Origin of the sequence: Prevotella sp. AM42-24 (assembly GCF_003461825.1) — a bacterium.
Lineage (GTDB): Bacteria > Bacteroidota > Bacteroidia > Bacteroidales > Bacteroidaceae > Prevotella > Prevotella hominis.
Genome location: NZ_QTXV01000019.1, coordinates 18,786 through 42,310 on the forward strand (window position 1 = coordinate 18,786; position 23,525 = coordinate 42,310).

General features: G+C 39.0%; 18 protein-coding genes. 3 read left to right on the forward strand and 15 right to left on the reverse strand.

The features are described 5' to 3' along the window. Positions 1-93 precede the first annotated feature (93 nt). From DW917_RS07750 to DW917_RS07785, 8 genes are all read right to left on the reverse strand, one after another. Complete coding sequence (locus DW917_RS07750; RefSeq protein WP_118117508.1) at positions 94-1,263, reverse strand: FecR family protein; 1,170 nt, start codon at positions 1,261-1,263, stop codon at positions 94-96. Positions 1,264-1,290: 27 nt separating this feature from the next. After that, the gene (locus tag DW917_RS07755) at positions 1,291-1,800 is read right to left on the reverse strand and encodes a sigma-70 family RNA polymerase sigma factor (protein ID WP_118117510.1); all 510 of its coding nucleotides are present in this window, start codon (positions 1,798-1,800) and stop codon (positions 1,291-1,293) included. Positions 1,801-1,977: 177 nt separating this feature from the next. Further along, entirely contained in the window at positions 1,978-3,183 is a 1,206-nt protein-coding gene (locus tag DW917_RS07760) for a thioredoxin family protein (protein ID WP_118117512.1), read from the reverse strand. 52 nt (positions 3,184-3,235) lie between these two features. Beyond that, positions 3,236-4,747, reverse strand: a complete 1,512-nt coding sequence (locus tag DW917_RS07765) for a RagB/SusD family nutrient uptake outer membrane protein (RefSeq protein WP_158570081.1) — start codon at positions 4,745-4,747, stop codon at positions 3,236-3,238. Positions 4,748-4,769: 22 nt separating this feature from the next. Then, positions 4,770-7,871 carry a TonB-dependent receptor gene (locus DW917_RS07770; RefSeq protein WP_118117516.1) on the reverse strand — a complete coding sequence of 1,034 codons (3,102 nt, stop codon included), beginning with the start codon at positions 7,869-7,871 and terminating at the stop codon, positions 4,770-4,772. A gap of 107 nt (positions 7,872-7,978) precedes the next feature. After that, positions 7,979-9,508 carry a hypothetical protein gene (locus DW917_RS07775; protein WP_118117519.1) on the reverse strand — a complete coding sequence of 510 codons (1,530 nt, stop codon included), beginning with the start codon at positions 9,506-9,508 and terminating at the stop codon, positions 7,979-7,981. A 78-nt stretch (positions 9,509-9,586) separates the two neighbouring features. After that, entirely contained in the window at positions 9,587-10,777 is a 1,191-nt protein-coding gene (locus DW917_RS07780; protein ID WP_118117521.1) for a TlpA disulfide reductase family protein, read from the reverse strand. A gap of 599 nt (positions 10,778-11,376) precedes the next feature. Then, positions 11,377-11,637 carry a helix-turn-helix domain-containing protein gene (locus tag DW917_RS07785; RefSeq protein ID WP_158570082.1) on the reverse strand — a complete coding sequence of 87 codons (261 nt, stop codon included), beginning with the start codon at positions 11,635-11,637 and terminating at the stop codon, positions 11,377-11,379. On the opposite strand from DW917_RS07785, the gene DW917_RS17205 reads away from it, so the two are divergent. After that, complete coding sequence (locus DW917_RS17205; RefSeq protein WP_158570083.1) at positions 11,637-11,789, forward strand: hypothetical protein; 153 nt, start codon at positions 11,637-11,639, stop codon at positions 11,787-11,789. The genes DW917_RS07785 and DW917_RS17205 overlap by 1 nt on opposite strands. Positions 11,790-11,997: 208 nt before the next feature. Here DW917_RS17205 and DW917_RS07790 read toward each other — a convergent pair whose 3' ends face one another. From DW917_RS07790 to DW917_RS07815, 6 genes are all read right to left on the reverse strand, one after another. Beyond that, on the reverse strand, positions 11,998-12,918 hold the full coding sequence (locus tag DW917_RS07790) for a hypothetical protein (RefSeq protein ID WP_118117525.1): 921 nt from the start codon (positions 12,916-12,918) through the stop codon (positions 11,998-12,000). Between the two features lie 68 nt (positions 12,919-12,986). Further along, a complete protein-coding gene (locus DW917_RS07795) occupies positions 12,987-15,047 on the reverse strand; it encodes a hypothetical protein (RefSeq protein ID WP_118117527.1) in 2,061 nt (686 codons plus the stop codon). A 415-nt stretch (positions 15,048-15,462) separates the two neighbouring features. Beyond that, positions 15,463-18,015: an outer membrane beta-barrel protein gene (locus DW917_RS07800; RefSeq protein WP_118117529.1), complete on the reverse strand. Its 2,553-nt coding sequence runs from the start codon at positions 18,013-18,015 to the stop codon at positions 15,463-15,465. Between the two features lie 102 nt (positions 18,016-18,117). Then, positions 18,118-19,080, reverse strand: a complete 963-nt coding sequence (locus DW917_RS07805) for a nucleotidyl transferase AbiEii/AbiGii toxin family protein (RefSeq protein ID WP_118117531.1) — start codon at positions 19,078-19,080, stop codon at positions 18,118-18,120. Beyond that, a complete protein-coding gene (locus tag DW917_RS07810) occupies positions 19,067-19,831 on the reverse strand; it encodes a hypothetical protein (protein WP_147344141.1) in 765 nt (254 codons plus the stop codon). The genes DW917_RS07805 and DW917_RS07810 overlap by 14 nt, the downstream gene beginning before the upstream one ends. Positions 19,832-20,360: 529 nt before the next feature. Further along, entirely contained in the window at positions 20,361-21,053 is a 693-nt protein-coding gene (locus DW917_RS07815) for a hypothetical protein (RefSeq protein ID WP_147344142.1), read from the reverse strand. 318 nt (positions 21,054-21,371) lie between these two features. Between DW917_RS07815 and DW917_RS07820 the strand changes: the two genes are divergently transcribed. Together DW917_RS07820 and DW917_RS07825 are read left to right on the forward strand one after the other, a co-directional pair. Further along, a complete protein-coding gene (locus DW917_RS07820) occupies positions 21,372-22,211 on the forward strand; it encodes an Rpn family recombination-promoting nuclease/putative transposase (RefSeq protein ID WP_118117537.1) in 840 nt (279 codons plus the stop codon). 208 nt (positions 22,212-22,419) lie between these two features. Continuing rightward, positions 22,420-22,977 (forward strand): STM3941 family protein, encoded by a 558-nt coding sequence (locus DW917_RS07825; RefSeq protein ID WP_233524671.1) that lies wholly within the window; start codon positions 22,420-22,422, stop codon positions 22,975-22,977. A gap of 101 nt (positions 22,978-23,078) precedes the next feature. On the opposite strand, the gene DW917_RS07830 is transcribed toward DW917_RS07825, so the two are convergent. Continuing rightward, entirely contained in the window at positions 23,079-23,492 is a 414-nt protein-coding gene (locus DW917_RS07830) for a hypothetical protein (protein WP_118117539.1), read from the reverse strand. Positions 23,493-23,525 lie beyond the last annotated feature (33 nt).

Below are 23,525 nucleotides of genomic sequence, written 5' to 3' on the forward strand. Positions count from 1 at the left end.
TTAGACAAAAACTTTCGGGGTTTTATTATGAGTATGTCTTCTGAGTAGCACAATAATGGTAACACTTTTAGAGTGAAAAATTTTGGTTTATCTTTAATTTCTAACATCTTGTGCCGCATAGATAGTGAAACAATTAATGCCCTGACTGGCACTCTTTGGACAAATTATAATCTTCCCTTGGTCCAAGATGGCAGATAAATTGTTAGTCAGATTGATGCTATTGACAAAGTCTTCAAGAGAGACTTTACGGGAAATCTCCAAAGTTATGGTTTCCTTGATAAGAGAATTATCAGAAATCTCGACTCCTACATTATACCAACGCCCCATTTCTTGAATTGCTTCCATTAATGGTGTATGATAGAAAGAAAACATGTCATCCTTCCATTTCAAAGAAAGAAATGCCTGATCGCCAACATTCAAAACACTCATTGTATGAGTATCAGAAGTGAGGTGTAGCTGTTGTTTTGGGGTTAATATCACAGATTGAGCGGATGTAGCTCCAATCTTATTCACTTTCACAGAACCGCTTAGCAGCGTAACCTGAGGATTTCCATCAGCATATGCCTTTACAACAAACTCAGTTCCAAGAACTGTTGTAATTATTGAAGGGGTAACCACGACAAATGGATGTTTAGCATCTTTAGCCACTTTAAAGAAAGCTTCTCCCTCCAGTTGTACGATACGCTCCGGTTTGCCTGCGAAATTAGCTGGAAAAGTAAATTTACTGTCGGCATTCAGCGCAACCTGTGTACCATCACTGAGGGTTACTTCAAATGTTTTTCCTCTTGGAGTGATGATTTTTCTAAAAGCAACGTCTAATATATCAGTGGCCAAGAAAACCTTATGATGAAGCGTATCTACTTTCTCCGTTTTCTTTGTTGTTCTTTTTGTTGGATTAATACTTTTTTCATCCATGATTAGAATTTTCTGTGGCCCTTTGGTTGATTCGAATGCAACCAGTTTTTCCTTTCCTTTTGCCTTACGCATCTCTATGTACTTTCTGGTATTGTAGTTTTCAACAACCAGTTTTCCTCCTTCTGACCACCAGATTCCGATACCTCCCATTACCATAACGAGGATAATGGCAATAGCAGCCGCATATCGCAAAAACATGACATGCCTTTTAGTCTTGAGACTTTGTTTTTTCATGATATGTTCATGCTCAAACTGATCCCAAGCTTTCTTCACGTCAGGAGCTTTATGTTCTTGTTTGGTCCTGATGTAACAATATTCCTGTATTAATAGTTTATCTTCATTGTCCATAGTTATATTTTATACCTACGATTTCATTTATTTTTTCTCTACATTAAAGGCTGATCTTAATATATTCAAAGCCTTTGTTATATGTTTTCTAACGCCTTCTCTAGAAATGCTCATCATTTCAGCTACCTCAACATATTTCCTACCTTCCAAGTAGCACTGATCTACTACAAATTTAGTTTTATCTGGCATGTCATTTATTATCTTCTCTATCTTCTTAAGACGTTCATCCTCCTTTTCGTCTTCACAAAAGAATGGGATTGTTTCTGAAAGATATATCTCACTATACCTGTCCTTTACCTTACTATGTCTGATAAAGTCTATACAGCGCCTTTGCACACCTCGATATAAGTATCCATACTTATAGAGAGTAGCATCTCCATCATATTGCTCCCACAAACTTGCAAAGAAATCGCTAACTATATCATGGGCGTCTTCCTCATCCTTCACGAAGGTAAGAGCCACATAGTACAATTTGGAATAGTTTTGTTCAAACAATTCCTTAAATTGATTCCTTTTATTTATTTCGTCTGTTGCCATTATGCTCCTCTATACGATAGCTTATATCTTTTTTTAACAAAGGTATGAATAATTCCTTACATAAACGAACAAAACTTAAAAAATTAATATTTTTTTAAACTTAAAGGGTGCCACAAGTACAAGAGAGAGAAGGAAAAACTTGTGACACCCAACAGTATGAATTATGATAAATCCACTTTATTTTTTCAAATCTTCAATCATTTTTACGTAGTACTGACTGAAATCCATCATAGTCATGGCAGGAATTACGCCAGGCTCGAGGTTCTTTTGTCTTTCCATTTCCTTGGCTTTTTCCTTGGCAATATTCTTCATACGTGCATTTATCCAACCGATTGCAGTTTCCCTTACTTTCGGATCTTTACAATGCTGCTGGATACGTAAAGCCCAATTATAAATGCTCATATCATACTCACCATATTTTTTGATGCTCTTGGTACATAGTGCTGCAAATGTTTTCCAGTCAGATTTACTTTCAGCCACATACATATCGTAGTTGAGGATAACCTCATCAGCGTTCTTTACTTTCCATTTCTTCATCTCTTTCTTGTAGGCTTCCATGGCTACCTCATCTACTTTTACGCTGCCATCAGACTCCTTAGTGACAAAAGAGCGTGGATAGGACATCCAAACACTTTCTATTGCTCTGTCAAGATGTTCGTCTCCATATTTTTTTGTAAACATTGCTTTATGTGACAACACATACTGGAATGCAGGAGAAAGCGGAGTGGTATTATATTTTAGGAAGGCATCAAACAAGCCTTTATTTGTAAGCATATCCTGATCTCTGCCCTCCAAAAGTACTCCTGCCACTTCATTGGCTTTTTTAGAATCATAGGCACCATCCAAGGCTTTGAGATATGACAAGAGGAAGGTTGTATCTCGTTCACCGCCTTCATAGCGCTTCGCAAGGGAAGATAAACTTAATGTTCCTATTCCATCATCAACTGATTTAAGGAATTTATCAGCATCCGAGTCACCACCCACAATTCTATTTATTTCTTTTCCATCTCCATCCAGAAAGAGAAAAGTAGGATAAGCTCTCACAGAAAATTTATTTTTAAGTTCTGGACCTTCTCCCTTTTCCATATCAATTTTGAAAGATACGAAATGCTCGTTGAAATAGTCACCCACTTTCTTCTGTGGGAACACCTGGGTAGCCATCATCCTGCATGGACCACACCAGCTGGTATAGCAATCAATAAAAAGCATCTTGCCTTCTTCTTTGGCTTTGTGCAAGACCTCTGCAAATGTTTTTCCTTCTACAAATGCAACTCCTTCTGATTTAACAATCTCTGTAGCTGTGACAGGCTGCTCGCCCTGTGCCTGCACTGCGGAAAAGGCACATAAAGCAGCCATAATAAAAAAGAATCTAATTTTCATCATGAATTTCTTTCAAATTAACTATATTCTAAAACTAATATTCAATAAACTGCTATTATTCCTGATAACCAGTATTTTGCTTCAACTTACCATATGAAATTCGAATCTCATAGTTTGGTATTGGCAAATTCCATCTATTTTTCTCAATGGCGCCCAATGTGTGGTCACCCAAGATATTATCTGTTCGCATGAGATCCCAGCGGTAATGTCCCTCGTATGCCAATTCACGATTGCGCTCTTTCAGCACAGTTTTTAGGAATGCTTCTTTCGAATCGAAATCAGAGGTTTGGTACGGAGCTGGTTTTGAACCGCTTGGATAAGCGCGCTGATGTACATCATTGAGTTGTTTGACAGCTTCTGCAGATACAGCACCAGATGTCCTGACGAGCGTTTCTGCATAAGTAAGTTTCATTTCTGCCATACGGATGAAGAGAACATCATCATAACCGCTATATTTCATTGTTGTCAAGTCATTCGGATAATCCGTCTTGGATCCTTGCCAAATGAGATAAGTTCTTCTGACGTCATTTTCATCATAGAGATCTTTCATTGAAGCAGGAACATAATAGCTCGTCTTGCGATAATAACTCAATCCGTTAGGATAATTATCTGTGTAGATACGGCTCGGCTCAAAGAAAATGAGTTCATTGCTGCGGGTAGTTGGATTAGGATACGTATTTCCTTGAGGTGACTCATTCGTTGGGAAGAGTGCCGTACTGTACTCGCTGCTTGACGAAGAGAAAGAATATCCGTTCTTTGCTATTACTTCCTTGGCATAGTCGCACGCCTTCTCCAAATCTGCCTGATTATTGGTATATGTGCCTTTATACAAATAGATTCGGCTCAGGAGCGCCTTAGCTACAGTTTGATTGGCACGTATTCTTTCTGTTACTGACGGAACATCATCTGGCAAATCAGGAAGTGCATCTGTCTCCAAATCTTTTAGAATGAAATTCCAGCAATCGGCATTTGTAGAGCGGGATGCAATGTCATCTGGATTATAGCCATTATAAGCATCGCTTCTCAGGATAATACCCTCACCTTGGTCGTTACCCAACAAGGCCTGATCGCCATACATGCAAAGCAACTGGAAATTAACGTAAGCACGGATGAATTTAGCTTCTGCGATATACTGACGCTCCATGGTTTCGTTAAACTGACCAAATTCATTGATTTTATTGATGATATTATTAGCATAATCGATGGCATTATAACCCCAAGACCACATACGAGCCAAGAGTCCATCATGCTCAGACGAAGTAAAAGAGCTAGTCTTTACAGCCAAATAGCCAGTTGCAGAAGAGCGTATGGCCATGTTGTCTGTAGCCATATCACCCATCAACAGGGTATAGCCTGCATTAGCATAGTTATTCTGGTCTTGAGGCGCACCAGCCAGGAAAACATTCAAGCGCACGTATGCACCAAGCAGTGCAGCCTCTGCCGTTTTCTGAGTCTTGTACACCTTTTCATCCACGAGTGTATTCTCTGGTGCATAGTCCAGATTACATGCGCAGAAAGAGAAGAGGGATGCTGCCAAAACACCGATTTGAAATATTTTTGTTTTCATATTCATTGCTTGTTAAATGTGATTAGAAACTTGCTCTCACGCCAAACTGCATACTGCGAGACTGAGGCATGGTCATATTATCATAACCGGCAGCCAGAGCAGAAGAACCGAATGCACTTACTTCAGGATCCACACCGGAATACTTTGTAAGGGTGAACACATTGGTCATGGTTGCAAATACTTTTAACTGGTTGAAGAACTTAGTGCGTGCCAACAATGTCTGAGGGAAATTATAGGTAAACGTAATTGTCTTCAGACGCAAGTAGGAGTTATTCTCTAGAAAACGAGTAGTGGTAATGGCTGTAGTATAGTCATAATTACCAATCACAGACTTGTTGTTCAACTTAGGAATATCTGTTTGTTGTCCCTCTATTTGCCACATGTTCATGATATCTTGAGACAAGTTGTATGCATCCTCGCTCGTATAATTGAGCAAAGTGGCACGAGTACTGTTAATCATCTTGCTACCCACAGAGAAATTGAACATGAAATCGAGTTCAAAGTCTTTATACATCAATGTATTGGTGATGGAACCATAGAAGTCTGGCAATGCAGTACCACATACAAACTTATTTGCCTGGGAATTATTGTAATCTGCAGCAGGAGGAGTAGTAGAGATAGTACCATCCTTGTATTCCCACAAAGGGTTACCAGTAGCAGGATCCACTCCAGCCCACCTATGTAAATACCACTGAGCAACAGGCTTTCCCTCTTCATAATACTTATATGAACTGTTTGCCTGATCAAGCTGGTTACCCTCAAAGCTCAATTTCAGGATCTTATTGGTAGCTCGAGAGAGGTTGAGAATCGTCTGCCACTGAAAGTCCTTTTTCAGGATATTAGTGGTGATGAGCTGGAAGTCCAGACCCTGGTTGCTCATGTCGGCGATATTTTGATTTTCCTTGCTATAACCAGTATAGAGAGGGAGGTCTGAAGAGAAGAGCATGTCTGTTGTCTTCTTGTAATAATAATCAAGAGTCATTTTCACTCTATGATCGAACATTTCCAAGTCCAGACCTGCATCAAAGGTATAGGTCTTTTCCCAGCGAAGGTTCTCATTTCCCGGTTGTGACATCTGAAGATAATTCTTTCCTCCATAGGTAGTGAGTTGGTTCAGTGCATAGACAGCCTGTGCACCATAATAACTGTTGTTACCATCCTTGCTTGATAAACCGAATGAACTTCTGAGTTTCAGTTCATTGAGGAAAGGAAGCCCCTTTTTGATAAATTTTTCATTTGACATACGCCAGCCCAATGATATAGAAGGGGTACTCAAATAGCGGTGATTACGATTGTAGCGTGATGAACCATCAATGCGATAAGTAAGACCCAACATATAGGTGTGCTTATATTGATAGTTAACACGTGCAAAAGCAGAGAAGAGGGCAGACTGCTGCATATAGGCTGCAGTGACACGCTTGGTTTGTGCAGCCCCTACTCCACTCAAATCAGGACTGAAAAAGTTATCGCCTGCCACAGATGTGATACGCTCCTTGGTATATTCGTAACTCTGACCAATGATACCTTGGAGGAAATGATCATGACCGAACATCTTGTTGACATTCAGGAGGTTGTTGACCACTGTCTTATAATTTAAAGTGGTAGATTCTGTAGCCTGATTGCCCACCACACCGGTAAGATTATCTGGTAAGTCGCCCTTGCGGATATTAGAGAAACTATTGTAGATATCTGCACCAATTTCTGTACGCCAAGAAAGCCAGCTGAAAGGTTTGTACTCAATATATCCATTACCAATGACACGGGTATCCTCTACGCTCTCGTCATTGATATAAGCCATAGCCACAGGGTTGAAAGCCTCTGCAGCACCCTTTGAGTTTGGAGAATATCCATAGTAGTATTCACCATTTTCATCATAAACAGGCAAGTTAGGAGCTTTCTTGATAGCTGCAGCATAGATAGAACTTGCAGCCAAAGCATGATTGTCGAGTTTATTCAGCGAAACACTCACACCCATATTCCATTTAGGAGCAAGAACAGTATTCAGATTCAGTCTTGCAGAATAACGCTTCATATCGTTGTTGATTACGTATGATTCGTTGTTATCATACGAAAGGCTAACGAAATAGTCTGTATTTTTATTACCACCAGAAACAGATGCATTTACACCATGGCTGACGGCAGTACGTGTGATAGCATCGAGCCAATCGGTATTATAGCCTTGTGGATAGTTACCATGAGGATAATACAGTGAATATATCTGACTGTAGCTATCTCCATTCAACAATTTGACTTTTCCTATTGGATTATCAATACCAAGAGTGTAACCTACATGGACCTTAGTTTTTCCTTTTGATCCTTTCTTTGTAGTAATCAAGATGACACCTGCAGCACCTCTGGAGCCATAAATAGCTGTAGCAAAGGCATCTTTCAAAATCTCAATAGACTCGATATCATCTGGATTAAGATTTGATAATGGGTTTTTCTCAAAGGAATTGTTTAAATCAATGTTATAAGTAAGTGTTCCACCACCTGTCTGCATACCACCTAAAGCCACGCCTGGAATACTACCACCAGTAGTGTTTACGGAATTGGATGTTCTATCTGTACCATAGATAGGTACACCATCAATGACATAAAGAGGGTTATTGTCGCCCATGATAGAGCTGATACCGCGAATGGTCAATACATTTGCTGCACCAATCTGACCAGAAGAATTGGACATAAAGAGACCAGGAACACGCCCCTGCAGCATCTGGTCAACAGACTGAAATGAAACATTGTCTTTTGGTTTAACAGAAGAAACTGATCCTGTAAGGTCACGACGCTCCACCTTGCTGTAGCCAACAACAATCAAGTCTTGCATCTTCATGGCAGAACTCTCTTTCATGACAACAACAATCTTATTTTTGTTTCCAACCTTTATATTTTGGCGATTGTAACCCACAAAGGAAAAGACCAGTATGCTATTAGGCTCTGCCTGGATACTGTACGTACCATCTTCGGCTGTAGAAACAGCCTTATGGGTACCTTTTACAGATACCGAAATCATAGGCATAGGTTCACCACTTTCATCAAGCACCTGTCCTGTTACCGTATGTTCTTGAGCAAGAGCCGTCAGCGAACAGAAGACAAAAGCCAAGAGTATATATAGTTTCGTTTTCATGAGCGAAATATTAGAATATCATTAAATACTGAAAATGAAAAAAGGAAACTTCCCTTTCCCAAGGAATCCTTGGACGGAAAGTTTCCCTGAAAATTGTGTATAAGTAATTACTTAATCAGTTTAATCCATGTATCTGTGCTAAATACATCAGAAGCGCCCAATGGGAATCCCCACATATCGGAAATGGCAGTCTTGTTACCACCGAAGATAAATGCGGTATTTCCAAGAGCTACACCAGCACTACCACGAACACCCTCAAAATTAGAAGGTACAGTAGTAACCTCTGTCCAGTTTACACCATCAGTGGTACGGTAAACCTTATTAGACAATACATGGGTACTACCATCAGCATCCACGTATTCTCCACCAATCATGAAAGCAACATCATCGCCAGCAATTACCTTTGCATGATACATAGCAGGAGCACCAGTCAACTCACCTGCTTTCTCCCATGTCAAACCATCAGCAGAAGAATATACATTGGTTCTCATATAATTTTGGCTACCAATATAGTTAGTGAAGCCACCTACACACCAGAGTTTGCCCTTGAAAGTGAAGAAAGAAGCTGCATTTCTGCGAGTAACATCAAAGTCAGGATCACTTGAAGTTGGAGTTACAGCATTCCAGTTCTTACCATCAGTAGTGTAAGCGTAGCGTCTTGCACCCTGTGCCATACCAAATCCAAAGTAATAACCGCCCTGAATAAACATCTTATCTTTGATGGTTGCCACATTGAAGTAAGCAGAAGATAATTCATAAAGACCATCGGATTCGAGACCCTCATGATCCAGTACCTTCATGCCCAATGTATCGCACTTGAAAGTCTCACCGTCAGCTGTTGAAACACTTCTCCAGTAGTTGATAGAAGGCATACCCCAGTCAACTTCAGCCTCATTGCCATACTTATCATTTCCCTTAGTACGAGCACCGCCCAAGATGTACATTCTTCCATTAAACACAGCCAAGCGTGCACCTTCACCACCGATGACGTAGTTTGTTTGACCTTCAGGAAGAGTCAGACCTGTAGCATCAGTCTTGTAATCAACTTCAGTCCAGTTCAAGCCATCCTCAGAACAGAACAACTGGTAGTTTTCTGTTTTAACCTCTCCTGAGCCAGAAAGAGATGTCGTGATGGCATAGAACTTGCCATTGAAGAAGGTCATATCATAATCAATCAAATCAGAAGGGAAGTTGGTAAAGGTACTTGCTTTCTTAATCATATCAACACCGGAAGCCACTTTAGCCTTCACCACCTTCAATGTATAAGATTTGGAGTTACCATTATTGTCTTTGGCAACCAGTGTTACAGGTGAAGAAGCATTTACTTCAACCCCCTGAGTTCCCACTTCTACATCATTATAATATACTTTAGCACCTAAAGTTGCAGTAGCAATAACTTTAGTTTTGCCGAGAGAAGCATCAATCACATCCCAATCTACACTGTCATTGGTATTCTCTATAGTCATAGCATCCTGCTTAATCACGCAGGCATAAGATTTTGCACTACCAGAAGGTGTTACCTGCACAGCAGTAATACCTACGGTAGGACCAGCAGATGGTCCATCATCGTCACTTGAACAAGAAACCATTGTTACGCCAGCCAGAGCAGCGAGCATCCAAATAAAACTTTTCTTCATGTTAAGTCTCTCCTATTGTTTTAATTAATAATGTACTCCTTGCTTTTACACAAGGAGCGGTTAAAGTTTTAAAGTCGGTTACATCATGGCTGCGCCCATGCTCATTACTACCTTAGGCGCAACTTTCTTACCTGCAAGACAATCATCAATAGCGTTCTTGATATCTTCGCCACGCAGATTCTTGCGATAAATGTTACCTTCCTTGTCAATGAGGATGATAAATGGAATACCGCCAAACTGGTAGGTGTTCATCACACTCTTACCTGCATCAGGAGTCCATCCTTGCATCCAAGGCATCTGCTCTTCTTTCAAGGCTTTAGTCCAAGCTTCTTTCTTCGCATCAATTGATACGCTAAGGAACTGAATACCCTTATCCTTATATTCGGCATATACCTTCTTGACATTAGGAATTTCTTTACGGCAAGGACCGCACCAACTTGCCCAGAAGTCGAGAACGATGATTTTACCCTTCAACTTTTTAATATTGATGGTCTTTCCCTTTTCATTTTGGAAAGTAAATTCCGGTGCAGGGTTACCTTCTCTCATGCGCTCACGCATTTCTTTTTCTTCGGCTTTTTTCTTGCGATAATCAGCCACAATTTGCTTGGCAGATTCTGATGTAGACTCCAAATGACTCAATGTAGCATTGATCAAATCTACATCTTTATCTTCATCCAATTGACTAAGCGGAACGAGTACACTGGTCATATCAGCATAGTGCTCAACGATATATTTCATCCAAGCATCACTATTGTCATAATTGGCATCATACATTGCGTTAGTCAACGTACTCTTCTCTTTCTGATCTTCAATTTTGGTTTTCCAAACATTCTGTGAGATGGCAATCATTGCCTGATACCCACGATAACCCACAAAATTAACAAGGTTCATAACCTCATTCTTCTTTCCCGCGCGTATATATACATAAGGAGGATTCTTGATTTTAATCTTAGCGGTATCTATACCACGAAAATCAATATCCATATTTTCATCTTCCAACCAAACGTCAACACCTTGCCACTGTCCGCAATCTACTGTTGCAGTACCAGGTTTGTCAAAAGGCACCGTAATTGAATAGGTGTGGTCATCATTCACAGGAACATCGGCAAGTATCTTTTTATCAGTACCGCTACGTTGGTAAACTGAGACCTTGAAGTCCTTATCGATAAACTTAACCTTACCTTTGATTGTTACTGAATGCTGGGCGAAGCCTTGGAGAGCCCACCCTGCGCATAAAGCAGCAATCATCATCAAACTGAATTTTCTCATAGTCTAAAAATTTTAATTTTATGTTTCAAATTTATATAGATAACGGATGGAAAGAAAAATAGGGGAATGAAAAAAAACAAAAAAACAGAAAAATATTAGTTTTTGGATAAAAATGATATTAAACAAGCAATATTTTATACATTTTGGCATTAAACTATTCTGGCTTGTATGTTCTGTTTTATATGGGGGAAATGGTTTTTCAATTATCAAGTTGAGTATATACATCATTATCTTTTTAGAATGCTGGTAGGTGCTTCGAAGGGTCTTCCTTCTTTTTGATACGTTGGAGAAGGGACATTTCTTCGACTTTCGAAGCTGTTTTTTTTCAACTCCTATTACGTTGATGTCTTTAGACAAGCGTTTGTCTGCGCTGTTGAAAGTAAATCTAAGCAATCCTGCGTCATATTCTCTTTTTTAAAATGTTTTTGTATTTCACCAAACTTCCTATTTGGTATTGTGCTTTTTTACAACTGTCGACTATTCTTTGTAAACGATAGAACTTTCTGCTAAAATACTATTTTTTATTGGATTATGAGTCAGGTTTTTCTCATTTTCTTCTTGCTATTCTAAAAAATACCATACATTTGTTTAGCGCACAGTTACTTTTTAAAGTGGGCTCCGTCTCTTATTTGCTGCGGTGTTATGCCCGTATGTTTCTTGAAATAACGGCAGAAGAAGCTGGTGTCTGCAAAATGATATTCCCATGCCATTTCCTTGATGCTCTGCGAACTGCGCTTGAGTTGCATCTTGAGCTGCAGAATCACATATTGGTCGATGATGGACTTAGGCGTATGGTGCGTTACCTGGCGCACGATGTTCGTTACGATGGGAGTGTCCTGACGGCAGCGATCTTCACTCAATGCTGAAACTCGGTTTGACTGCACTCCACAACAACCGCAGCATCCTCAACCACCAACTCTGCAATACGCTGGACATTGAAGCCGGCAAACAGATTATTCCTGATGCTACAATAGCTGAAAAAAATGCCGGCATGGAACTTCGTGGGACGTAAAATGAAAAAAGGAAAATCATAGGGCCACAGAGTTCAAATAGTTTTTTGAGATTATAAAGGCTTGCAGAGATTATAAGGTCCTTTCTGGTGGTTGCCGTTACCAATTTGATCCTTTCCACCAATTCTATAGTTGCATTTGTTACATCTTATATATTCTGCAGCATAGGAGAAATGATGTAGATTCAATTATAATAGAAGAACTTGCCTATTATTGTTTTTCCAGCCATTTTTTTACACACCTTATAGCTCTGATTTGTTCGCTTTCGCTAAACTTAGAATCGTCATTCGTTTCATTTCCTTCCAGAACAGCTTTATAAAGAACAAGAAAATAAAAATCGGAAGGGTTTATCATTCGTTCCATAATTAGTGGAACTATTTGTTTTCCCATTGATTTGAGAGGAATGAACTCAGGCAATTTTGCATATGAATGTATGCTTGCACTATATCGCGTCTTAGGATTATGATCTATTGCAAAATTCCATTTATCCACTAAAACTGCAAAACGATTTCTTATGCTATCTGGTACTTGTGAAGCCAATTCTTTTATTTTCTCTTTCTCTGTATTTGTTAGAAAATCCCTTGTTGATAGGCTGTCTTGTTTGTTGTCAGCATTGGAATTCCAAATGTTCTCTGGTTCATGTACAGTTTGCAATGGAACTTTAACAATAGAGTCAGAAGCCACTTTCTCATAGTCATTTGCAGAATGATCTGTTTGTTCCTTAAAACTTAAAAAGAAAAAATTTCTTCCCCAACCATTACCAAATATAACATCTAATGGTTCCACTGTATCTTTCCATATTCTGACTCTTGCTGCAAATCCAAAATCAAATTTAACGGCAGTACTATCATATGTAAAAGTTACAGTATAGAACTTTCTTCCTATCTGTTTTCTTATTTGAGGGCGGCTGTCTCCTCCGTAATCCTCCTTTTTGAAAACTTGAACATCCGATACGTTAGCCTCTTTAAAAAATGGAACATACGCAGGACCAAAGGTCAAAGCCACGTTTCTTGCGCTATTTACAAGAGTACTATTGTCTAAGACCTCTGGTCGCTTGCATGAACTCAAGAATAGTGTACATAATACCGCTATTCCCCAAACTACAATCATTATAGATGGTATTTTTTTCATAATTCGTAATTTTTAATTTGCATTTCGCATGAACATGTTACCAATGACTTGATTATGTCTTTGCCTTCTTATTTTAAGATTGCACTTTCACTATTTTGATGTTTGTAATCTGGTGACTTTGATGTCTTCTTGCCATAGTCAAAACTATAAACAATTTTCAGATTTGCAGACTGATTATAACTACGACTTTGATCTATTTGTTTGAAAGAATAATATAATGCAGATAATTCATCTACAATGTTATTCTTCATCATGAATAAATTGTTTGCATTAGCTTCGATAGCCCAATTTCCATGATTCCACATTGCCGATAGTTGATACCGCCAAAATGTCTTTCTATTAATTTGGCTGTCTATCAAATCTCTTGTCGGTGACGCTATGGATGCACCAAAAGAAAAATCCCGAACATAGTAATTTATCATAGCAGTCCCAGAGAATGCAGACAAATTACGATGCTCTGCTCCTCCTCGAACTAAATGTTTAACCCATTGACCGGATAACTTCATATTAAGTGTACCAGAAGGTTTATAAGTTATAGACATATCTGCACTGGGACGATGATAGATACAGTCATCTCTAAAAGTGCTAATAAGATGCCCGTCTCGAATATAGTAATCCGAAATAATCGAATGATTCTGGTAAAAGTATGACACTCCCGTTTGCAAAGCGAATTTGTTAAAATTCAATGTGTGGCTTAATCGTGGATTCAAAAGAATGGAATTATCCATGTTAGAATTACCTTTGAGAATGATGATAGGATCTATCTGCTGTTCTACATTGTTAATCGTATTTATTCTCGGATAGGTGTTTCCCAAAGCGAACATAAATTGAAGTTGCTGTACTTTATCAATCCTATAAGTAGCCCTTGCCTGAAGTCTCGGCGTAAGATGATTGATAGACCTCATCCCCTTTAAACGATATGTTAGAAATGACAGTCCAGGATTAATATCAAAGAAAAAACTCCCTAAACGTTGGGAATAGTCTGCAAAAAGGATGGTTTCGGACGAATGCAAATTTTGATTATATGCAGAAGTCCCAATGTATTCGGAATCACTAATTCTCATGAACTCGTATAAACTGAAAGCCAATCTATTTCTATGACTGAACGCCATAGAATAGTTTGCATTCGCTTTGATGTAATAATAATCTTCCTTGACAAGTGAACGAAAAGACACATTATCATCGTTATAGAGACGGTCATAATCGTTTCGAGAATAATATCCATCAAAAACATAATCCAACGATTTTGTGTTAGAAAATGTGTGCAATCCGTAAAAATAGACACTTGGACGATAAGATTTGTTTCTTGTGTTAATGTCCAAAATGCTACCGTTCTTGAGTGCAGCAGCAGTTTTCCAATACTCCGTCATTCCATTATTGACACCGTTTTTTGAGGCATTCCATGCCATACCACCTCTAAGCATCCAAATATATTTTCTTCCTCGGTTGCTGATTGATGCCTGTACATATTCTTCCGTTTGCCTATTGCCAGCATTATTGTAATGCTGCAGTCTATTCAGTTGATAATCAGGGAAAATAAAAGTCTCATTCTCGTCCATAGACGATTTTGGATTTTCCAAAGAATATCCAGCCCAAAGGTTCAAACTTTTGGTTCCTGTGACAAATTTCGAAATAAGATTGTAATCACCATAGAGATAGCCTACATTCTGAGACGCATCAAGTTGCGTGTAGCCACCATTGTTGAGTGGTTTCATTATTATGTTTATAGCATATGCATCTTTTGCATATTTACCATTCGGCACATCAAAATATTCCACTCGAGAAACGTCCTTTGGTCTTAAAGACTGTACCTCTCGAAAATCAACTTCACGCCCATCTATATAGAGAGTCGCAGCCCCATTGGGAGTTGTCACACTTCCAGTCGAACGCTCGACAGACACTCCAGGAATCATGAGATTGCTCAACAGGTCATAACCAGTTACAGCATGTTTACGTTGCTCTTTTGTAGGAATAGCAAGGATATGATCACCTTCTCTTGTAAGATAAGATGATTTTACAACAACTTCACCAAGTTCTTTGCCTTGAATAAATGTTTTAGTTGTATCTGGTTTTTGTGCATAAGTTACGTGTAGGCACAAATTCATTATGATGACTAACAATGCTTTCATCTATTGATTTTTTATTGTTTTTATACTTATAATCAATATGCCTTCTTCTGTACTTTAAAGACAATACCTTTAACTCTTTAACTACTATTACCAAAACTTTTGGCATAAAATTCTGCCCAAATATTCAGAATAGCTTAAAATGAGCGATTTATGAGTGTTTTACCTCAATAGAGGTAATAATTTAGCAACGGTTCTAATTTCTGCAATGTGCATATGTTTGCTTGTCAAACAACTCTTTTCGTTTGCAAAAATACAACAATTTATTGGATACACAATAAAATGTATGCTTTTTAACGATTGATATTGATAAGTGAAAATTCTGTGGATGAACATCTCGGTTAATAAATCCTGAGATATTCATCACACAGAATTTGGGTATTGCATTTTAGAGGTTGATTTGAAAACCAATACTTTTCTAAAAACGATTAATCTCATCCTCAGCAGAACCGCTTCCGTTGTATTTATCTTTGAAACTATTGAAGTTGTAACTAATGGAAGCTATGATGCAGCGATTGAAGTTATTCACCTTTCTGTTCTGTACCACAAAATTAACCCTCTTTACATCGTTCAACTTCGAGCTATCAAACAAGTCCTCTGCTTTCAATGTTATCGTCAATTTCTTTTTAAGTAACTGTTTCTGTACCATCATATTGAATGACGAATAACCGTTTTGCTCGTAGATGCCATGATGTCCCTTAATGTTCCAATAGAAATCACATAGAAAAAGCCAATCGCTCCTTAGTGCCACTACATTTTGGAAAGCGAAGAGACCGTATGGATGATTGTAGTCTAATTGCTCTCCATTATATGATAGCGTGAAATAAGGTTTATAGACACCCACCGTCAAAGTAGGTCGCCAACAACCAAAAACAGGTGAAACAACACATTGCGCTCCTATTTGTTGGAAATCCTTGGCATTGGTTGACATCCAAGTTACCGTTCCAGGTTTGCCGGATACGGCAACGACAGTCGGATGGATGTAATCCTTGATATACTGATAATCCAACTTGAAGTCGAATATGCTATAATTCACACTAAGCTCTGTATCATACACGTATTGCGGTTTCAGATAAATGTTGCCTTGCTCATAATGGTATTGATTGTTGTAGCTCACACTGTTGTTCAACTGACGAAACGAAGGACGGTTGACCCTGCTACTGAAATCAAGATTCATCCCCACTCTCCCAAACATAGTGGAAAGAGAAAGGGATGGAAGTAAGTCCGAATAATTGGTCTTGTTCTTTACTTCTCCTTGGTCTGTGTTGATGGCATGAATGTACTCATAGCGAAGCCCGATGCTTCCTTTCCATTTGGAGGCAGACAAACGAAAAGTGGAAAATCCTGCATACTTGGTTTCCTTATTCTTGAATTGGTCATCGGCTATCTTCCCTTCTTCGTTTACAGACATACCCCATGAACTGATTTTACTGAAATCCGTTCCGAAATCAAGCCTATTATTCTTATTCATGTTCCAAGCAAACACCCCTTTGAGTGCAGTCGCACGATTTCGCTGGTCGTTTTGCATATGCGTGATTTCCGAGACAGCATCTATTCTACTTGTCTCGCTCACTTGTTGCTTATGTTTCAGTTGAGCATAAACATAGTCGGCATCCAAGTTGAGCTGTAGGTTGTCTGTTAGTTTGCCGATATAATACAGATTGACATTGTGAAACCTTTCCTTTTCAGATTCTTCAGTCTTGTTATCTGCAGCTGTCAGCAGTTCATCATTCTTGTACGTCTGCATATAGTCGAAAGGAGAGTCGAGCATCTTGTAGTTGGAGATGCTTCCCAAATATCTTCCGCCGATAGTGTGATTCTTGTTTATGGCATAATTCATACCAACATTATAGTCATGAGAGTGAGAGCGGTCGGAATATTCAGAAGCAGAAATCTCATGAAATGTATCTTGCTCGTAATTGAACTGGTTAACATCATATCTGATGTCACTTCTCGTATTGTCATATTGATATGCGAGGAATACATCCAAAGCTCCCTTGTGGATGTTGAGGTTGACCTCCTCGTTGTTAGACAAATTCTTATGTTTGGAGATTTCCGCACCCACAATACCAGAAAGTCCATCCAAGGAATGGTGTACGGTAGTGATGTTTATGACACTCCTTGTTTCTGCATCGTATTCTGCCCCAGGGTTTGTTATGAGCTGTACAGACTTCACGTTGGTAGAAGAAAGGAGTGACAACCCTGAAGTATTAGTCTGCTTTCTTCCATCTATATAGATGACAGGCTCACCCTTACCAAACACCTCATACTTTCCATTTGTATAGAGCATCCCAGGAATATATTTGATAACATCTGTGGCCTTGCCAATATTTTTCAAATTGGAATTTTGAACGTCAAGCGTAAGTTTACCATTTTCTCTTGATATGTATTTGCGATGACCTTTAATCATAACTTTTTGCAGATTAATTGTTGCATCCTCCAAGGTTATGGCACCAACCTCACCGGTACGATATGCATTACAATAAGTTTTGTAGCCCACACAACTCACTTTCACAATCGCCTTTTTCACCTCGCAAGGAATTACGAACTGACCATTCTCATTTGTTACACCACCCGTGATTAAACTGGAATCACTAACATTGAGCAAAGCGACATTGGCGAAATCGACAGGTTGATGATGAGTGTCTACAATGCGTCCCATCATTCTGTTAGAAGCCTTTGGGATACATTCAACGATAATAACATTATCCACTTGTTTCATCTTGATAGGATAAAAGCCTATCAAGTTCATGATGGCATCTGGAACACTTTCATTTTTGATGCTCTTCGTCACCTTGAAATCCTCCAACTCGTCATACACAAAGTTGATGACATACTTATCCTGTTTGGCATTCAAATCCTTTAATGCCGCAGAAAATGACACATTATTATATTGTCGGGTAATGCGTTGGGCAGAAACGCCCATACTTATCACCGAAAGCAAAATCAAACTTATCAGATATTTACTCATAGCCTATTCCCTGTTTTATAGTCCATATACTGTATATACAGTTGAGACAAGCAAAAAACTAAGCAAAACAACAACTTTTTTCAAAATTTACAGAAAAAACATTCAACGACTCCTTGTCTTCCACAAAGCCATTGGATGAAATTTTATTCTATTGACCATCTCTTTATCCTCGAACAGCAATTCTGGAATATACTTCTTGGCATTGAATTCCCGGACATATTCTTTCTCTGATTCTGTCAGAACCAATAGCTTTGAGAGAAAATCTTTCACTTCTGTCTTGGCTTTTTCAAAGTCAAAATGCTCACTGCGCCTAAGCACAGGCAAGAGTTGCGAACGAATCTGCGGAAAACGGATCTTGTCTATCTGCGGAAAGTCAGTATATTCCGTAGGCGTAGCGTTGTCTTTTCTGCTTGAGCCAACAGTCAGATAAAAGACGGTCGCTTTTCCCAGCAACGTTTTCTCTTCATCGCTCACGAATAGCTGATGCTTCACCATGTTATAGACATCATAAATGTCACGTGCAGCACTTCTACCTATCAAGGCGTTTATCTTGGTGGCAAACAATTCGACAGGTGAAAGAGAACGTACCTTCACATCGCTCAGAAACGGAATGGACACATGAGTCTCTATGGCAGGCAGGATATGGCAACGGTCGGAATAGTTGATTTCTATCTTGATGCCATCGTTGTTGCCTGCGGCATTGGTATAATGAAACACCCATGAGTCAAGCGTATGCGGTGTCTTGGAACCTGGCGCAAGATGATAACCTTCCGACTCCATATAGCGTAGAATCTCGTTATTCACTTCTTGGCGAATGGAGAGCATGGATTCTCGGTCGCAATCCACCGTAAAGTCAAGGTCTATATCTACCGAGAGTCTTGGCAGTTGGAAAACGGTGAGATTGATGGCTGTGCCACCTTTCAGCACAAGAGATTTAGACAGCAAAGGACTGTCATGGAAATAGTTGAGTATCTCCACCAATCGCATCACCTTTTCGAGGTTGTCGCGAATAAAGCCTTGCTCCTTGGCGATGATGTCAAGAGCTTGTTTGTTATATGAGTTCATATTCTTCCTTTGATGTTAGTTCTTGCGGCACATACATGCGCCATTTATTTACAAATGTATCCGACTCTTCGTTGTTAGTCAACCACTTGACGCTTTTGGTTCCCTTGGCTCGGCACAGCTCCAAGAGGGATTCTGAGATGTTGGCTTGTTCCTTGATTCGCTCCAACAGATAGCCTGTCTTCTGGTACAGGAATGCCTTGTCGTACCTTGCGAGATAATCGATGAGCCTTTCCTCATTGAGCAAGACGATACCCTCCATGCAATGCAGCAATTCCTCAATACCACCAGCTCGGTCGATGCGGTCAAAGCAATCCAACAACGTACTCTCCACATCCGTTACTCGCACATAAGGGTTTCCCTTGGGTGTCATCATACCAACGATTTCCTTTGTTTGTCGGCAATAGGTATAATCCACATCGTCGAAAGAAAAGGAATTGAAGCGAGTCATGCTTTTCACAAAAACCTCATTGAAGGGTTGATGAGCCAATCCATGAAATTCCAATGCTGTGTGATAACTGATGCAAGCTGTAGGTGACAAGTGGCTTCCTATCTCATACTTGTCGCAAACAGGTAAGCCAGATGCAATATCCTTCATGCAATAGGTATTGCGCCGTATAGCCACAATCCACCCTTGTTGCTTGTACCGAGCGAGCAACGCCTCCACCGCCTTCACCTTGTCTTTCAGAGCCTCAGAAAGTTCATCCAAAGTGAATATCCGCAGCTTGTATAATATACTCAATAGTTCTGTCATTGTTTCTAATTTTGCGCAAATATATAAAATCTAATTTATTTATGAGAAAAATCAGAAACTTTTTATGCTTTTTTATATGTGCTTTCCATCTTAATTGTCCAACTACGGAGGAACGAATCACCGACAGGCAAGTTCTTTTGGGAGTAACCCAAAAGGTTTCGAGTAACTCGAAACATACTTGTCACTGCCAACTAAAGCCAACGACTGCCACAACCACTTGAAACTCAAAACAAGTACGTTAAATTATTACCTTTTCGTATCTAAACAGAATCCACACAATCACTTTTCTACCGTTTAGAGCGTATAGTATTGATAATCGACTGATAACAGATACTATGGCTGTGACTCTTTGGAACAGATAGTCTTTCCTGCAACATTGAAAATGTTGGGACAAGAAAGTTGTTCCTACATATCAGAATTAAAACGTATATATTGTATGGCCTCCGAACCTCCTGTATGCGAGGAAAGCGATATTTGCCCATAATTCCTTTTATTTTTATATGACCCCACCAACTCCAATTGGATATAATCAAAACGGTACGACCGGTTTCCAGAAATCGCTAATTTGATTTAGTTTCAAGTTTCTCTTCCAAACATTAGCTTTAATAAAATGCTCTTCATAGACAGCCCTGTCTCGCTCTGGATAAATGTTCCCTTTCCAATATTGTCTCAATTCGGCAACCTTAATGAGATGTCCATTGGTACATACATATTTTGCATATTCGTTCTCTGCGGAAGAAACATACACTCTTGAAAAAATACACTTGTATTTGTCGCTGATTTTGGGGTTTGGAATATCTTTGAATTCTTCAATTTTGTCATAATGCTCAGTATTAGGATTCCACACGCAGGCATCAAAATATTCAGTGCCAGAAGCACCAAAGCTACCCAAATAAAACAGCACATCTTCTTTTATACCGTCAAAATTCAAGTCAGTCAACAGACAACTATCAATACGTTCTCCATTTGGTACAAGATTATCATCTTCAGGATATTTGTATCCGAAGCGATGAATGGTCTTGTCGCCACGTTTTATAATCACTCCATAATCAACATCGTCAACCTCATGCTCTATCATAAGGCTTAGAGTGTCGTCATTACTTCTCATAGAAGAATCAGAAATTGCTTCTTTCTGTGGAACACATTTCGTTTTATTCTTATTGCATCCCCATACTACAAGAAAACCACAAAAAATGAGTAAAATAAAAACTATCTTTTTCATACTTCTTTTTATTTTCATTGCGACAAAGATACAGAATTTCTTTTTATTTTCTGCAAAAATTAGCAATTATCTTACTCCACCAATAGCAATTGGATATAAATCGTGCTGTGGGAACTTCTCGCAGCCGATATAGAGCGTATCGAAGGCATCGGTGCCGTCGGTACGGTGTATGATTGATATTATCCAGCACGCTTACTCATTTTAGCTAAAAAACAGCCTAAATATTTGGAAGTTACTAAATTTCAGAGTATCTTTGCAAAAGAATAAAACGTATCAAGACAAAGGAATCAAAACGTATCCCTGCAAAGGAATAAAAAAATGCGTATGAGACAGGTAGAAGAAAGATATATCAGCTTGCTGACCGACTTCGGCTTCAAGCGAATTTTTGGAACAGCAATAAACAAGGATTTGCTGATTTGTTTTCTCAACAGTTTGTTTGATGGCAAACAGGTTGTGAAGGACGTTTCGTATCTCAACCCTGAGCATGTGGGAGACGTCTACACCGACCGCAAAGCCATCTTCGATGTCTATTGCGAGGGCGAAAACGGCGAGAAGTTCATTGTAGAAATGCAGAATGCCTATCAGACATATTTCAAGGATCGCTCCCTGTTCTATTCCACATTCCCTATCCGTGAGCAGGCTGCCCTGCTCAACTTCGACATGAACGAGGAAGCCTTCGAAAAGGAAAAAATCCGCCATAGTGTGCAGTTGTGCGATACCGCCACTCATAAAGTATTCTACGACAAGCTGGAGTTCATCTATGTAGAAATAGCCAAGTTTAACAAATCGCTGGAGGAACTGGAGACACTTTACGACAAGTGGCTCTATGCGCTGAAGAATCTCTATAAGCTTACCCAGCGCCCTAAGGAGTTATGCGACAAGGTCTTCGACCGCCTCTTTGAGGAAGCCGAGATTGCCAAGTTTACTCCGCAGGAATTGAGGGAGTACGAGGCCAGTAAGATAGCGTATCGCGACATCAAGAATTCCGTAGACACCGCCAAGCGTGAAGGTATTGCTGAAGGAATGGAAAAAGGAATGGAAAAGAAAAGCCATGAGATTGCCAAGAAGATGCTGACAAAGGGCATGGATGAAGCGACTGTGATGGAAATAACGGGGCTGTCGGCAGAACTGATACAGCAGCTGAAAGCGGAGATGTAGATTATTGATTCGCAAGGCTCCTGTAACAAAACCAAGTCTTGCACAAAGGTTTTATCTGGAAAGGCGGATTAGGAGGGATTCCGCTTCAATGCAAAATATACTTTCTGTTTAATTTGGCTACTTTGTACTCGTTATTATAGTAAGAAAGTACAAACTTTGTTGCTTAAATAATGTACTTTATGTAATCACAATAAAGCGATATAAAAAGATGAAACAAACCGATAAAAATATAAAAGAGATACGAATATACCATAGCCTTTGGAAGAATATTCTTCTGACTGTTGGTTGTTTCGCTTTTGCTGCAGGTGGATATTTCATACTCCATGATGCTAATACCTCATGGCCAACAAAAGTATTTGGCGGTATAGGAAGCATGGTGTTTTTTGGTTGTGGCGGAATGCTTATGTTTATGATGACTTTGTATAACATAACTACTCATATACCATTTTTGATAATCCATGACGATAGGCTTGACATTTACGAACAGCGCAAGAGAACATATCGAACAATCTATTTTAAAGATGTGGAGCAATTTCGCCTAATTAGTATATATTCTAACAACTACATAGCCATTGATTATTGTACAGTACCTTTGATGCATAAGATGGATAATGCTTCATGTCTAACCCAACGTATGATGAAATTTAATGTGTCTGTATCAGGAGCAATAGAAAGCATCCTCGTGCAGAATCTGACAATGAGGGGTAAGGAAATATGCAATACTTTGAACAATCGAATGAAAATATGGAGGTCGAACTGCAATTAATAATTGTGCTGTTGAGTTTTTATAATACAAGACAAATACTTTATTGAAAGGCGGATTAGGAGAGATTCCGCTTCAATAAACAATATAGTCCTTGGATACTTTTACATTTTACTAATATCATCATCAAGTTGTTTCCTCCAGATTAAAGTTCCGATACCTGAAAAGATGAACGTGAAAATTAAAGCTGCTTGGGCATAACCGACAGGCAAATAATCTCCTTCAAAAAAAAGATAATCCGTTTCAGAAGCATAGTATAGTTTAGGAAAGATTCCTGACTTTATTTTGTTCAAGTTTCTATCTCCTGTATGCAATTTATATTGCTTTGATTTATATGTTATTAAAATTGTATTTGAACGTTTATAATTAAGTTTTTCTTCATATCCATTATACTGATAATCTACAATAGGCTTCTGAGTTTTTTCGATATGGTTACCATGTAAATATAACAAATATAAAGCAAGAGATAAAACTAACCCTGCACAAAAAAGTGTTTTAAATAATGTTTTAATTTTCATATTGTTTCCAATTCAAATTTAAAGTGCTTATCA

Coding starts and splice junctions, on each gene's coding strand:
- DW917_RS07810 (WP_147344141.1), bottom strand. CDS start 19,831: ATGACAGAACTATTGAGTATATTATACAAGCTGCGGATATTCACTTTG.
- DW917_RS07800 (WP_118117529.1), bottom strand. CDS start 18,015: ATGAGTAAATATCTGATAAGTTTGATTTTGCTTTCGGTGATAAGTATG.
- DW917_RS07830 (WP_118117539.1), bottom strand. CDS start 23,492: ATGAAAATTAAAACATTATTTAAAACACTTTTTTGTGCAGGGTTAGTT.
- DW917_RS07805 (WP_118117531.1), bottom strand. CDS start 19,080: ATGAACTCATATAACAAACAAGCTCTTGACATCATCGCCAAGGAGCAA.
- DW917_RS07795 (WP_118117527.1), bottom strand. CDS start 15,047: ATGAAAGCATTGTTAGTCATCATAATGAATTTGTGCCTACACGTAACT.
- DW917_RS07815 (WP_147344142.1), bottom strand. CDS start 21,053: ATGAAAAAGATAGTTTTTATTTTACTCATTTTTTGTGGTTTTCTTGTA.
- DW917_RS07760 (WP_118117512.1), bottom strand. CDS start 3,183: ATGATGAAAATTAGATTCTTTTTTATTATGGCTGCTTTATGTGCCTTT.
- DW917_RS07825 (WP_233524671.1), top strand. CDS start 22,420: ATGAAACAAACCGATAAAAATATAAAAGAGATACGAATATACCATAGC.
- DW917_RS07775 (WP_118117519.1), bottom strand. CDS start 9,508: ATGAAGAAAAGTTTTATTTGGATGCTCGCTGCTCTGGCTGGCGTAACA.
- DW917_RS07750 (WP_118117508.1), bottom strand. CDS start 1,263: ATGGACAATGAAGATAAACTATTAATACAGGAATATTGTTACATCAGG.
- DW917_RS07820 (WP_118117537.1), top strand. CDS start 21,372: ATGCGTATGAGACAGGTAGAAGAAAGATATATCAGCTTGCTGACCGAC.
- DW917_RS07755 (WP_118117510.1), bottom strand. CDS start 1,800: ATGGCAACAGACGAAATAAATAAAAGGAATCAATTTAAGGAATTGTTT.
- DW917_RS07780 (WP_118117521.1), bottom strand. CDS start 10,777: ATGAGAAAATTCAGTTTGATGATGATTGCTGCTTTATGCGCAGGGTGG.
- DW917_RS07790 (WP_118117525.1), bottom strand. CDS start 12,918: ATGAAAAAAATACCATCTATAATGATTGTAGTTTGGGGAATAGCGGTA.
- DW917_RS07765 (WP_158570081.1), bottom strand. CDS start 4,747: ATGAAAACAAAAATATTTCAAATCGGTGTTTTGGCAGCATCCCTCTTC.
- DW917_RS17205 (WP_158570083.1), top strand. CDS start 11,637: ATGCTGAAACTCGGTTTGACTGCACTCCACAACAACCGCAGCATCCTC.
- DW917_RS07770 (WP_118117516.1), bottom strand. CDS start 7,871: ATGAAAACGAAACTATATATACTCTTGGCTTTTGTCTTCTGTTCGCTG.